The sequence below is a fragment of the Sphingomonas sp. BL-S-29 genome (genome assembly GCF_055521495.1).
The window spans coordinates 3,432,047-3,445,388 of record NZ_CM145482.1; the positions used below are offsets into that span (position 1 = coordinate 3,432,047).

General features: G+C 65.6%; 9 protein-coding genes. 1 reads left to right on the plus strand and 8 read right to left on the minus strand.

The genetic code is table 11. The annotated features are described in order from the left end of the window. Window positions 1-30: 30 nt before the first annotated feature. Entirely contained in the window at window positions 31-1,023 is a 993-nt protein-coding gene (gene hemB / locus ACZ1I2_RS16300; protein ID WP_465181481.1) for a porphobilinogen synthase, read from the minus strand. Window positions 1,024-1,156: 133 nt separating this feature from the next. Between hemB and ACZ1I2_RS16305 the strand changes: the two genes are divergently transcribed. Further along, window positions 1,157-1,972, plus strand: coding sequence for an SIMPL domain-containing protein (locus tag ACZ1I2_RS16305; RefSeq protein ID WP_465176548.1), 816 nt, complete (start codon window positions 1,157-1,159; stop codon window positions 1,970-1,972). A 9-nt stretch (window positions 1,973-1,981) separates the two neighbouring features. Here the strand turns inward: ACZ1I2_RS16305 and ACZ1I2_RS16310 are convergent, their stop codons facing one another. The 7 genes from ACZ1I2_RS16310 to ACZ1I2_RS16340 all read right to left on the minus strand — a co-directional run bounded on the left by ACZ1I2_RS16310 (window position 1,982) and on the right by ACZ1I2_RS16340 (window position 13,337). Next, window positions 1,982-3,442, minus strand: a complete 1,461-nt coding sequence (locus ACZ1I2_RS16310) for an MATE family efflux transporter (RefSeq protein ID WP_465176547.1) — start codon at window positions 3,440-3,442, stop codon at window positions 1,982-1,984. 106 nt (window positions 3,443-3,548) lie between these two features. Then, window positions 3,549-6,209 (minus strand): valine--tRNA ligase, encoded by a 2,661-nt coding sequence (locus tag ACZ1I2_RS16315; RefSeq protein WP_465176546.1) that lies wholly within the window; start codon window positions 6,207-6,209, stop codon window positions 3,549-3,551. A 127-nt stretch (window positions 6,210-6,336) separates the two neighbouring features. Then, window positions 6,337-8,388, minus strand: coding sequence for a S9 family peptidase (locus tag ACZ1I2_RS16320; RefSeq protein WP_465176545.1), 2,052 nt, complete (start codon window positions 8,386-8,388; stop codon window positions 6,337-6,339). A gap of 56 nt (window positions 8,389-8,444) precedes the next feature. Then, entirely contained in the window at window positions 8,445-8,957 is a 513-nt protein-coding gene (locus tag ACZ1I2_RS16325) for a DUF2497 domain-containing protein (protein ID WP_465176544.1), read from the minus strand. Window positions 8,958-8,997: 40 nt separating this feature from the next. After that, a complete protein-coding gene (locus ACZ1I2_RS16330) occupies window positions 8,998-10,506 on the minus strand; it encodes a TolC family outer membrane protein (RefSeq protein ID WP_465176543.1) in 1,509 nt (502 codons plus the stop codon). A 15-nt stretch (window positions 10,507-10,521) separates the two neighbouring features. Then, on the minus strand, window positions 10,522-11,190 hold the full coding sequence (locus tag ACZ1I2_RS16335; protein ID WP_465176542.1) for a protein-L-isoaspartate O-methyltransferase family protein: 669 nt from the start codon (window positions 11,188-11,190) through the stop codon (window positions 10,522-10,524). Between the two features lie 464 nt (window positions 11,191-11,654). Beyond that, entirely contained in the window at window positions 11,655-13,337 is a 1,683-nt protein-coding gene (locus ACZ1I2_RS16340) for a flotillin family protein (protein WP_465173099.1), read from the minus strand. Window positions 13,338-13,342: the final 5 nt, after the last annotated feature.

The window sequence follows — 13,342 nt, forward strand, 5'->3', positions numbered from 1 at the left end:
GCCTTCGTAGAATCAGACGCGCCGTTTCGATCACGCGTTCAAGAGACGCGCCGCATGCGCCGCATGATAGGTGAGCACGCCCGAGCAGCCGGCGCGCTTGAACGCCATCAGCGTTTCCAGCACCACGCCGTCGCGTTCGGCGGCGCCGGCAGCGACGGCCGCCTCGATCATCGCATATTCGCCGGACACCTGATAGGCGAAGACCGGCACCTGGAACTCGCTCTTCACCCTGAGGATGATATCCAGATAGGGCAGACCCGGCTTGACCATCACGCTGTCGGCGCCCTCCGCCAGATCGAGCGCGACCTCGCGCAACGCCTCTTCGGCATTGGCCGAGTCCATCTGATAGGTCTTCTTGTCGCCCTTGAGCAGGCCGCGCGAGCCGACTGCGTCACGGAACGGCCCGTAAAAGCCGCTGGCGTACTTGGCCGAATAGGCCATGATCTGGACGTTGGCGCGGCCGTCACCTTCCAGCGCTGCGCGGATCAGGCCCACCCGGCCGTCCATCATGTCGCTCGGTGCAATGATGTCGGCGCCCGCCGCCGCCTGGTTGAGCGCCTGACCGACAAGAACCTCGGCAGTCTCGTCGTTGAGCACATAGCCCGTCTCGTCGAGCAAGCCGTCATGACCATGGCTGGTATAGGGATCGAGCGCGACGTCGGTCAGCACGCCGATCTCGGGCACTGCGTCCTTCAGCGCGCGGATCGCGCGACACATCAGATTGTCGGGATTGAGCGCTTCCTCGCCGCGATCGGAGCGGCGATCGGGCTGGGTGTTGGGGAACAAGGCGATGCACGGAATGCCGAGATCGCGCGCTTCCTTCGCCCGGGCGACGATACCATCGACCGACCAGCGCGACACGTCGGGCAGGCTGGCGATCGGCTCCTCCACGCCCTGCCCTTCGGCAATGAACAGCGGCCAGATCAGGTCGGCGGGCGTGAGCACGGTCTCGGCGTGCATACGCCGGCTCCATGCCGAAGCGCGGGTGCGGCGGAGACGAAGCGCGGGGTATTGGGCGGACATGCGCGGCTTGTGCTGGATCAGCCGTCAGCGTGCAAGTGCAACGACTTTACGCCGGGGCTCAACCACGATATCTAAGGTGACGTTATAACATTTAACAAAGCGAGAGACTGAGATGCGTTGCACCAAAGCGTTCATGGCAGTGGCACTGATCCCAGCCCCGGTGTTGGCCCAGACCGGGCGAGAGGCGAAGCCGGCCACGATCATTGTTTCCGCGACCGGCAATGTGGAAACAATCCCCGACAAGGCTACTCTGTCGATCTCTCTACGTGGCGAAGGCAAAACTGCCGACGCAGCCTCCGCTGCGCTCGCGGCACGGCAGAGGGCCGTAATCTCGGGCCTGCGCTCGCTCGATCCGAAGGTCGAGTTGCGAACCGGCGCCGTATCGATCCGCGAGGCCTATGCCGGCAGCTGCGACAATGGCGATCACTTCTCGATGATGTCCGACGATCCGGAAACCATCGCCGACACTCTCGAGACCGTGGCGGTTTCGATGGCGGCGGATGACACGCTGGATGGCGCCCCACCGCAAGGCCGCAAGAAGGACTGTACGGTGGTCGGCCGGGTGGCGCAGATCGAGACCTCCGTCATCATGAATTCGATAAAGGACGCCGGCACCGCTGTTGGGCTCGCTGGCCGGCTTGGAGCGAGCCGGGCCAGAATCGATGATTTCGGATTGCGTGACGATTCGACCGCCTCCAATCGCGCGATTGCAAGAGCGATGGAAAATGCGCGCGCCAAGGCCGAAGCGATCGCGGCAGCCTCAGGGGCGAAGCTCGGCGGTATCATATCCGTAAATGACGGCAGCGAGCGAGACGCCATTGATGGGTACAGCATGGATTCGGCCCGGTCGCCTGTCATGGCGATGGTTCCGCCGGTCGTGATCGACGTCTCGCCAAAGCCGGTGGAGACCAGCGCTCGCTTGACCGTTACCTTCGCGATCGAACGGTAACGGCCTCGTTCAGCCGGTCGGATGCTGCCGCCCGGCCGGTTCGCCCGTGGCATGGGCATGCTCCTCCGCCACTTCCGGCTCGGGCGGTACGATCAGCACCTGCTCGCGCCAATGCGCGCTGCGATAATAGAGGATCGCGAGCGACAGCGACACGAGCGAGCCGAGCGGAAAGGCATACCACAAGGCGTCCGGGCCGATGAGCCGCGGGCCGATCACCGCGAAGCCGATCCTGACCGGATAAAAGGCGATCGCCAGGATGATCAGCGGCGCCATCGTCGCGCCATTGGCGCGGACCGTGGAGAACAGCACCATCGTCGCGCCGAACATGACGAAGGTCCAGCTTGAGATCAGCTGGATGTGGCGTGCGATGGGGATTGCCGGGCTTTCGCTGCCGACGAACAGTGCCATGACCTGCCGGTCGAACAGGATGATCGCAATGATCACCACCAGGGTGATGACGGTATTGTAGATGATCCCGGCGCGGGTGATCGCGTTCACCCGTTCCCATTTGCCCGCCCCGATATTCTGCGCCGCCATGCTGCTGACGGCGACGCCGATCGCCATCGCCGGCATCTGGATATAGGTCCAGAGCTGCTGCGACACCGCATAGGCAGCGGCCGTGTCGACGCCGAGGCGGTTGACCAGCCCGACCATGGTGAGGCCCGCGCTCGACATCACCAGCATCTGCGCGCCCATCGGCAGGCCCTTGGCGACGATCGTCCTGACCAGCGCCGCTTCGGGGATCAGATAGCGCAGTTCGCGGCCGCGCAATCGGATCGGGAGGTCACGCCAATAGACATAGACGAGCAGGCCGGCCGAGGAGACGATTCCGGCCAACAGGGTCGCCGTCGCCGAGCCGGCGATGCCCATGCGCGGGAATGGGCCGATGCCCTCGATCAGCAGCGGGTTGAAACTGCTGTCGATCACCACGCTGAGCAGCATGAACCAGAGGGGCGTCAGCGAATCGCCGGTGCCGCGCAGGCTCATCTGGATCAACACGCCGAGCATCGAGAAAGGCAGGCCGAGAAAGATCACGCGCAGATAGTCGCGCGCCATGTTCTGCGCCTCGCCCGGCGTGGCGAGCAGGCGGAGGATCTGCGGCGTGAACAGCCAGCCGAGGATCGAGATCGCCACCGCCCCGCCCACCACCAGCCCGACCGTCGAGCCGAAGGCGCGCCGCGCCGCCTCGATATCGCGGCGCCCGACCGACTGGCCGATCAGGATCGTCGCCGCCATGCCGAAGCCGAACACGGCTGAGAACATCAGGAACATGATGATGTTGGCGTTCGACGTCGCGGCGAGCGCGCTTTCGCCGAGAAAGCGCCCGACCCAGATCGAGTTGATCGACCCGTTGAGCGACTGAAGGATGTTCGAGCCCAATGTCGGCAGCGCAAAGGCGAGCAGAGTCGACGCGATCGACCCCGTGGTGAGGTCGCGCTGGCCGGGACGGGTGGTTACCTTCTTCGTCATGCCGGGCTTGTTCCGGCATCCATGGTTCCACAAACACAATGACCGTGGCGCATGCGGGACGATGGCCCCCGGAACAAGTCCGGGGTGACGGGTTGGTTAGGGTCGCTCATCCCAACCGCGCCAGCGCCGCCGTCAGCCGTTCGGCTTCGGCTGACTTCTCGGCATGATCCGCACGGGTCTTCTCGACCGCTTCGGGTTTGCCCTTTTCCACGAAGTTGGCGTTCGCCAGCTTGCCGGCGAGCATGTCGCGGTTCTTCGCGGCCGCTTCGATCGCCTTGGTGAGGCGCGCCCGCTCGGCGTCCAGATCGATCACGCCTGCCAGCGGTAGGACGAAGGTCGCCTCGTCGATCACGACCTGGACCGCGCCACTCGTCGGTGCTTCACCCTCGGCCCGGTCGATCCGCGCCAGCCGCGCGATCGCCGGCGCCTGACGGCTCAGCCGGTCAAGGGTCGCGGCGTCGGCGTCGCGGACGTGGAAGGGCATGCGCGCACCGGGCGAGACATTGAGCTCGTTGCGGGCCGCGCGGACCTCGCCGACCAGGCGGATCAGCCAGTCGATTTCCTTGCTTGCCTCCGGATCGATCGCACGCGCATCGGCCATCGGCCATTTGGCGACGATCAGATCGGAGTCGCGATCACCAAGGGCGTGCCACAGCTCCTCCGTGATGAACGGCATGAACGGATGGAGCAGGACCAGCATCTGATCGAGCACCCAGCCCGCGACCTTGCGTGTCTCTTCCGCTTCGGGGCCGGTCGCCGGGCCATCAGCATTGCCGAGCAGCGGCTTGATCAGTTCGAGATACCAGTCGCAGAAACGGCTCCAGACGAACTGATACACGGCGTTCGCGGCGCCATCGAAGCGGTAGTCGGCCAGCGCGAGATCGACCGCCTGCACCGTCTGGATCGTCTCGGCGATGATCCAGCGATTGACCGCGAGCTTCGCCTCGGGTGCTTCCAGTGCAACGCTCGCGCCGATGCCGTTGGACTGGCAGAAGCGCGCCGCGTTCCACAGCTTGGTCGCGAAGTTGCGATACCCCTCGACCCGCTTCTCATCCATCTTGATGTCGCGGCCCTGGCTTTCCATCGCCGCCATGAAGAAGCGCAGCGCGTCGGCGCCATATTTGTCGATCAGGCCGAGCGGATCGACGGTGTTGCCCTTGGACTTGGACATTTTCTGCCCGTCCGCCGCCCGGACCAGACCGTGCAGGTAGAGGGTGCGGAACGGCACGTCCTTCATGAAGTGCATGCCCTGCATCATCATGCGGGCATCCCAGAAGAACAGGATGTCGAAGCCGGAGATCAGCACGTCGTTTGGGTAGCGGCCGTGGAGGGTCGGATTGCCGTCCTCGGGCCAGCCCATCGTGGCAAACGGCCAGAGCGCGGAGGAGAACCAGGTGTCGAGCACGTCGCTGTCCTGGCGCAATTCGACGCCCTCGCCCGCCTGCGCCCGGGCACCCGCCTCATCCATGGCGACGAAGATGCGGCCGTCCTCGGCGAACCATGCCGGGATTCGGTGCCCCCACCAGAGCTGGCGCGACACGCACCAGGGCTGGATGTTCTCCATCCAGTTGAAATAGGTCTTTTCCCAGGTCTTGGGCACGACCTTGACCGCACCGGTTTTGACCGCCTCGATCGCCGGCTTCGCCAGGGTCGCCGCGTCGACATACCATTGGTCGGTCAGCCAGGGCTCGATCACCGCGCCCGAACGGTCGCCGAACGGAGTCTGGATTACGCGATCCTCGACGCGTTCGAGCAGGCCAGCCTCATCCAGCAGCGCCACGACCCGCTTGCGGGCGTCCGCGGTGGACAGACCGATCAGATCGTTCGGGATCAGCTCGTCGGCGGTCTGCTGTACCCACGCCCTGGCATCGAGCATGTTGAGCATGTCGGCGGCCTTGAACCCGGCGCGCTTGCCCACTTCGAAATCGTTGAAGTCGTGGCCCGGCGTGATCTTCACCGCGCCGGATCCGAGCTCGGGATCGGCATGCTCGTCAGCGACGATCGGGATCAGGCGGCCGGTGATCGGCAGGCGCACATTCTTGCCGATCAGCGCGGTGTAGCGCGCATCGGTGGGATTCACCGCGACCGCCATGTCGGCAAGCATTGTCTCGGGGCGCGTGGTGGCGACCGAGATGAAGCCGGAACCATCCTCCAGCGGATAGCGCAGATGCCAGAACTGCCCGTTGATCTCCCGTGTCTCGACCTCGAGATCCGAGATGGCGGTGCCGAGGCCCGGATCCCAGTTCACCAACCGCTTGTCGCGGTAGAGCAGACCCTGATTATAAAGGTCGACGAACACCTTCAGCACGGCCTTGCTGAAGCCTTCGTCCATGGTGAAACGCTCGTTGGCCCAGTCCATCGAGCAACCGAGGCGGCGGAGCTGCTTGGTGATGATCCCGCCGCTCTCCGTCTTCCATTCCCACACCTTGGCGATGAATTCCTCGCGGGTGAAATCGGTGCGCTTCTGCTGGTGGAGCGCCATGTTGCGCTCGACCACCATCTGGGTGGCGATGCCCGCATGGTCAGTGCCGACCACCCACAAAGCGTCCTTGCCCTTCAGTCGCGCGTGGCGGACCAGAATGTCCTGCAGCGTGTTGTCGAGCGCATGGCCGATATGGAGGTTGCCCGTCACGTTCGGCGGCGGGTTGACGATCGTCCAGGGCTCGGCGCCCGGGCGATCGGGGTGGAACAGGCCCGCACCTTCCCAATGGGCGTACCAGCGGGATTCGATGTCGGCGGGGTCGAAGGTTTTCGGGAGTTCGGTCATGGTGCGACGCCTCTACAGAGGTTTTGCCCCGAAAATAAACCTTCGTTCGCCCTGAGCCTGTCGAAGGGCTGCACTTTCTTCGCCGGAAGAAGGGCAGTGCTTCGACAAGCTCAGCACGAACGGGAAGTTAATCGCCCTTCTTGCCCGTCCATTTGTCCATCCAGCCGAGCACCTCGCGGTACCATTGGCGGCTGTTCTTCGGCTTCAGCACCCAATGATTCTCATTCGGGTTGACCAGCAGGCGCGACGGGATGGCGCGGCGCTGGAGCGCCGTGAAGGCGGCGAGGCCCTGAGTGTACGGAATTCGGAAATCCTTCTCGCCGGTGATGACCAGCATCGGGGTCTTCCACTTGTCGACGAGATTGACCGGGTTCCATTTCTCGAACGCGGCGGGATCCTCATAATAGGTTTTCCCGCCATGCTCCCATTCGTCGAACCACAGCTCCTCGGTCTCGTACGCCATCGCGCGGGCGTCGAACACGCCGTCATGCTGGACGATGCACTTGAACCGGTCGGGCCACCGGCCCTCGAACCAGTTCATCATATAGCCGCCGTACGACGCGCCCAGCGCGCAGGCATTGTCGCCGTCGAGCCAGGTGAATTTGGTCGTCGCGGCGGCGAGGCCCTTTTGCAGGTCCTCGAGCGGCCAGCCGCCCCAATTGTCGAGGATCGCATCGGTAAAGGCCTGGCCGTAGCCGGTCGATCCGTGGAAATCGACGGCGACCAGCCCATAGCCGGCGCCAGCGAACACCGCGGGATTCCAGCGATAGGACCAGCTGTTGTTGCTCGATCCCTGCGGGCCGCCATGGACCATATAGGCGACCGGCAGCTTCGCGCCCTCGGCGAGGCCGGCGGGTTTCACCGCATAGCCCCAGACGGTGTCGTTGTTCGCGCCCGTGAAGCTGAAGCGCGTGACGGTCGGCATCTCGATATCGGCAAGCTTCGAGGCGTTGACCGAAGTAAGCCGCGTCGTCTTCTTGCCCGAGAGCAGGTAGAAATCGTCGGGCGCGGTCAGGCTGTTCATCGCCAGCACCAGCCCCTTCGGCGAGACGGTGAGCGACGAGACATGCCCCTGCTGAGTCAGCCGCGTGACCTTGCCGCTGGCGGTATCGACCGCGAAGGCGGGCGTTTCCTGCGTGTCGTCGGCGGTGACGTAGATGGTCTTGCCGTTGGCGGCCCAGGCGATCGAGGCGACGGACCGGTCCCAGGCTTCGGTCAGCGCGCGGACCTGGCCCGTCGCGAGATTGCGCAGCATCAGCACCTGGCGATCGGCTTCGTAGCCGGGGCGCTTCATCGAGAAATAGGCGAGCCATTTGCCGTCGGGCGAGGCAGTCGGGAGATTTTCCATCCCGTCATTGTCGGGCGTCAGGTTGGTCGGGGCGGCGGAGCCGTCGGCGGGCGCCGCGAAAATATCGAGATTGGTCGAGGTCGCCTCGATCCGGCCTGCCTCGCGGAGCGCGAAGAAGATTGTCTTGCCGTCGGCCGACCAGTCGAGTTCCTCGCCGCCGCCCATCGGCTTTGACGGGGTGTCGCCGACGAGTCCGCCTTCGATGGCGACGCCGTTGCCGATGGCACCCTCGGCAGTCAGCGGCAGGACGAAAAGCTGCGAGCGGGTGCCGTCGGCCCATGTGTCCCAGTGACGGACGAAGAGCTGATCATAGGTGCGGCCGGCACCCGCGTTCGGGTCCTTCTTGACCATGGCCGGCTCGAGGCTCGGCGCGCCGGGACGGCGATCAGCCCAGACGAGCAGCTTGTCGCCGGTCGGCGCGACCTTGAAGCCGCTGAAGCCGCCGGTGAAGCTGGTCACCTTTTTCGGCGCGCCACCGGTCGCGGCAACGACCCAGACGGCGTCATCGCCGCCCTTGTCCGACTGGAAATAGACCGCACTGCCGTCGGGTGAGAATTGCGGGCTGGTTTCGTTGACATCGGCCTCGGCGGCGAGCTGTTCCGGGACGGCGCCCTTTTTCGTCAGGTCGAGCCGCCACAGGTCGAACCGGCCGCGATCGGCAGCGAGATCGGCCTCGCGCTGCTGCCAGACGAGCCAATGGCCGTCCTTCGATACGGTGGGCGATGCGACACGCGAGAGCATCGTCACATCGTCGATGGTGAGCTGGCGGGCATGAGCGGGCGCAGCGGCGGCGGCAAGCGCGAGGACACTCGCGGACAGGAGCATTTTCATGGGCGCCGATAGAGCAGAACGCCGCGCCGCCCGCAATCGCGCGGGCATCGGATCGATCAGCGCGCGCCGGTGATCCGGGCGATCTCGCGCGAGACCAGGGTCTCGACCATCGCCGGCAGATTCGCGTCGAGCCAGTCGCGCAACATCGGGCGAAGCATCTCGCGCACCAGAGACTCGAGCGTGTCGCTGCCCTGCACGTCGGGCTTCACGATCACGCGGGACAGGGCGTCGAGCGAGCCGCGGCTCGCCTCGGCCGCGCGATAGGACAGGATCGGGTCCGCCGGAGCGCCGGGCGCGGCCGATATTTTCTGAGGAGAGGCCGTCGAGGCTGCAGCCGGCGCAGATTCCCCGTCAGCCCGGGGCGCTCCCGCTCCGGAGAACCGCACCGGGTCGCTGAGTTCCAGTATTTCGTCATGTCCGAACGACCCGGGCCCGGCCTTCGACATGGCCGTCCCGGCCATCGCGCGGCGGGCGCGGATCGTCGCCGCGCTCTCGCCCTCTTCAGCGATGATGCGTTTGATCGACGAGAGGATATCCTCCATCGAAGGCTCGGCGCTGATATCTCCCATCGAACGAACCTCGTGACCGAAGACCGCTCGTCAGCGGCCTTTACCTGACGCCACCTGCGGGATTCGGCGTCCCTGTGTCAACCGCGGGATAGGTCGGCGCGTCGAGGATCGGATCGAGCGGACGCGTGACGACCGAGCCCTGAGCAGGCGTGCTGGCGGTGCTGGTGCTGGTCGAGACGGGATCGGGCTCGGAGCCGTAATCCCAGATCTTGCCGCGCACGCTCTTGTAATGCGCGACCGGATCATAGAGCGGGCCGCCTTCCAGTCCGAGATCCTTCGCCTCGGCATCGCCCATCGCGGCGAGCAGCGCGAAGCCGGCGACATAGGCGTCGCGCCGTGCCGTCACCAGCGTGACCTGCGAGTTGAGCAGTTCCTGCTCGGCGTTCAGGATGTCGAGGATGGTGCGGTTGCCCACGCTGTTCTCGGCGCGGACACCCTCAAGCGACAGCTTGTTGGCGTTCACCGCGACTTCCGACGAGGCGATCACCTCGAGCGACGACCGCCAGACCGCATAGGCCGAACGCGCCTGCGAGATCACGCCGCGCTCGGTTTCCGTCACCTGCTCGTTCGCCTGGGCCCGACGCTCCTGCGCCTGACGGACCTGCGCCGCGGGACGACCACCCTGGAACAGCGGCACCGTCACGCCGAGGCCGACCGTGCCGGCCGACCCGGAATTGGGCAGGCCGACCGAAGTCCCGACCGAATCGAAGTAATTGTAATAATTGCCGCCGACATTGACGTTGACTCTCGGCAAGCGATTGGCGCGCGCAACATTGATGTCATAGCCCGCAGCGTCGCGGCTCTTTTGCGCGGCGAGCAGGGTCGGGTTGTTCTTCAACGCGACATCGACCGCGGTATCCGGGCTGGCGGGGAGATTGGGCAGCTCGGGCGGCACCTCCAGTTCGCCCGGAGGCGTACCGACCAGACGGATATAGCTTTCCCGGCTGGAGATCAGCCGCGCCTGCGCCGATTGAAGCTGGCTGCGCGCCACGGCCAGGCGGGCATCCGACTGGGCGACGTCGGTGCGAGTCAGGTCGCCGACCTGGAAGCGATCCTTGGATGCCTGCAGGTTGACGTCGAGGACCTTCACATTCTGCTCGTTGAGCGAGACGATCGCTTCGTCGCGGATCACGTCCATGTACGCGCCGACGACATTGGTGAAGAGGTTGGCCTCGGTACCGCGCAGGCCGAACTGGCCGGCATCGACACGAGTCTCGGCCGCGCGCACTGAATTGCGCACGGCGCCGCCGCTGAAAATCGGCACGGTGAGCGTGGTCGCGGCGGTGAGCTGGCGGTCCGGCGACGTGATGCTCGGCGAGGAATCGAGCACATTCTCGGTATAGCCGCTGGTCAAATTGACGCCCGGCAATCCGGAAGAGCGCGCGATCGGTACATTCTCGTCGATGGCGCGCACATTGGCACGCTCGGCCGCAAGCGTCGGGTTGGTGTTATAGGCCTTCACCAGCGCACCGCGCAGCGTCTCCGCCGCCACTGGTGCCGTCGTTGTCAGCATCACCGCAACACCGGCTAGCAAATGGGTCCGTCGCATGGTTGGCGGCATCTTTCAGAAGGTGAAGGTCTTGGGCCGGGAAAATCCCGGAAGTGGAACGCAATCGATGTCGGCGAAGTCGAGCAGGCCGAAGCCCGCCTGCGACTTACGGCCCGAGGCGAGCCGGGTAACGGCGCGGTCGGCGATGCCGGTCACGACCCGCCCGCCGGCGGCGAGCTGGGCAATCAGCGCATCGGGCACATGCTCGACGGCACCGTCGATCACCAGCACGTCATAGGGCGCTCCGCCCTCATGGCCCGCGCCGAGCGGGCCCTCGATCAGCGTGACATTGGCCTGACCGGCCAGCGCTTCGCGCGCCTGTGCGGCGAGCGCGGGATCGCTCTCTACCGCGACGACATGCGCGACCAACTCGGCGAGCACGGCGGCGGTGTAACCGCCCGCGGCGCCGATCAGCAGCACCCGGTCCGCCGGCAGCAGATAAGCTTCGGTCAACAGCCGCCCGGTCGCGATCGGCACGTTCTGGAAGCGGCCATGGCCGAGCGGAACCGCGGTATCGCGATAGGCGATCTCGCGCACCTCGGCCGGCAGGAACGCCTCGCGCGGCACGCGGGCCATCGCCGTCACGATGCGCGGATCGCTCACCGCATTGGTGCGCAACTGGCTCGCCACCATCGCGTGGCGCATCGTCTCGAAGCGAGCTGAATCGATTCCGGTCATTTCCATCGGGTCACCCTGTCGCACAACTGTTTTAGTCATGCAATACACATGTTGTCGCTGCGCGGCTTGTATCGTGCGCATGGCCTCGCGCCAAGCGTAGCAGCAGCGATATTATCGAAGCGCGCGAAGGCAGGACAAATGGCGGCGGAAAGAACGAATTCCGGCACGAGTTCATTCAATCGTCAGTCGCTTGTCATTTCCATTGTGCTATGCAGCAAGAACGGGGTCGAGTCAGGTGGTGGGAGGCTCCAGATGAACCTTATGCAGCTTCTTCGATGTGCGACGGGGCATCATGTGCGATCGACCAGGCACTCGCGTATCGTCGATGGTCGCCGGGAAAGCGTGTGCCGCGGTTGCGGGCGCCGCATGGTGAAGGATGACTTCGCGACTCGCCTCGTCATAACCGAAGACGGTGCACCCGCCCGGGGGGACGCGCTCTAGCCGAGTGCGCCCAGCCCGTCAGGTCGCTCCTATTCCGCCGGGTCCCCCTTCTCCGTGACGATCACCGGCGCGGCGCCGCCGAGCAGGCCATTGAGCGTGGCGCCGCCCATGCCGAGTTCCGCCATCAGTGCGTCGATCAGCGGGCCGCCGACCCGGTAGCGCATCGCCGCAGCCACGGCGGCGTCGGCCAGATTGCCGCCTCCTTCCCCGCCATCCGCGCCGCCGGGGTTGCCGTGCAGGCCCCGCGCGTCGAGGATGCTGATCTTGTCGATCTGCTCCATCGGCTTGCTCGCTGCGGCGATGATGCCGGGCAGCGCCTCGAGCATCGCCTTGCGGATCAGCAACGCGGTCTGCGCGTCGTTGAGCACATTGGTGGCCTCGTTGATCGCGGTCTGGCCGGCGGCATCGACCTTGAACGCGGCGGCGCGACCCTCGGCACGGGCCTTTTCGGCATCCGCATCCGCCGTCGCCTCGGTCCGCAGCGCGATCGCGCGCGCTTCGGCGGCTTCCTTCTCGGCACGGGCAGCGACGGTGATGCCGACCGCCTCTTCCTCGGCCTTCTGAGTCGCGGCGATGACGGCGACGTTCTTGGTACGGTTGGCGATTTCGGTCGCTTTTGCCGTCGCGACGCTTTCCTCGGCGCGGACGGCATGCGCGCGCGCCTCGTTGGCGGCGGCGGTAGCGGTCGATTCCTCTTCCGACTTTTGCGCGGTCTGCACCGCGGTGGTGATGCGGGCGAGTTCGATATTGCGGTCGCGCTCGATCGTCGCGGTCTGGACAGCGCCGTCACGGGCGATGGTCGCGGTCTGGATGACCTTGTCGGCTTCGGTCTGCGCCACTGTCTGCGCCTGTTCGGCGGTGATGCGCGCGATTTCGGCGAGGCGAGTCTGTTCGGCCTCCGCGGTGGCGATCGCGGTCGCCTGTTCGGCGCGGCGGGCGGCGAGCGTCTGTTCCTGGGTCAGCCGGGCCTGCTCCGCCGCCTGCGCGATCTCGAGCGACTGGTTGTTGGCATCGAGGTTACGCTGCTCGATCTCGACACGGTTGGTCGCGACGATGTCGTTGCGGATCTTCTTGCGCTCCTCGATCGTGCGGGTGAGCACGGTCAGGCCCTCGGCGTCGAAGGCGTTGTTCTCGTTGAAATGCTCGAAGGCGGTCTGGTCGAAATGGGTGATCGACACCGATTCCAGCTGGAAGCCGTTCATGTCCAGGTCGGTCATCAGCGCTTCCTGCACCTTCTGGATGAAGTCGGCTCGGTTGGCGTGGAGATGCTCCATCGTCATCGTCGCCGCGACCGAGCGCAGCGCCGAGACGAGCTTGCCGTCGAGCAATGCCTTCACCGCATCCGGGCTGTTGACCGATTCGCCCAGCGTCTGGGCGGCGGCGGCGATCGACTGGGCGTCGGGCTTCACCTTGATGTGGAACAGGCCAACCACGTCGACGCGAAGCTTGTCCATCGTGATCAGCGCATCCTTGTTGAGGCGCGACACTTCGAGCTTCACCGTGGTCAGCCGGACCTGCATCAGTTCGTGCAGCACCGGGAAGACCAGGATACCGCCATTGAGCACGACCTTCTCGCCGCCAAAGCCGGTGCGGATCAACGCCACGTCCTTGGTCGCGCGGCGATAGAGCCGCGTCAGGATGAGCATGATCACGATCAGGCCGACAATGGCGATGCCTGCGTAGATCAGGATGTTCAGCAGCGATGCGGGCACGGGAT

What these genes read in the sequence shown, in the direction of transcription:
- ACZ1I2_RS16330 (WP_465176543.1), bottom strand. Translation starts at nt 10,506, where the DNA reads ATGCGACGGACCCATTTGCTAGCCGGTGTTGCGGTGATGCTGACAACG.
- ACZ1I2_RS16335 (WP_465176542.1), bottom strand. Translation starts at nt 11,190, where the DNA reads ATGGAAATGACCGGAATCGATTCAGCTCGCTTCGAGACGATGCGCCAC.
- hemB (WP_465181481.1), bottom strand. Translation starts at nt 1,023, where the DNA reads ATGTCCGCCCAATACCCCGCGCTTCGTCTCCGCCGCACCCGCGCTTCG.
- ACZ1I2_RS16325 (WP_465176544.1), bottom strand. Translation starts at nt 8,957, where the DNA reads ATGGGAGATATCAGCGCCGAGCCTTCGATGGAGGATATCCTCTCGTCG.
- ACZ1I2_RS16320 (WP_465176545.1), bottom strand. Translation starts at nt 8,388, where the DNA reads ATGAAAATGCTCCTGTCCGCGAGTGTCCTCGCGCTTGCCGCCGCCGCT.
- ACZ1I2_RS16310 (WP_465176547.1), bottom strand. Translation starts at nt 3,442, where the DNA reads ATGACGAAGAAGGTAACCACCCGTCCCGGCCAGCGCGACCTCACCACG.
- ACZ1I2_RS16305 (WP_465176548.1), top strand. Translation starts at nt 1,157, where the DNA reads ATGGCAGTGGCACTGATCCCAGCCCCGGTGTTGGCCCAGACCGGGCGA.
- ACZ1I2_RS16315 (WP_465176546.1), bottom strand. Translation starts at nt 6,209, where the DNA reads ATGACCGAACTCCCGAAAACCTTCGACCCCGCCGACATCGAATCCCGC.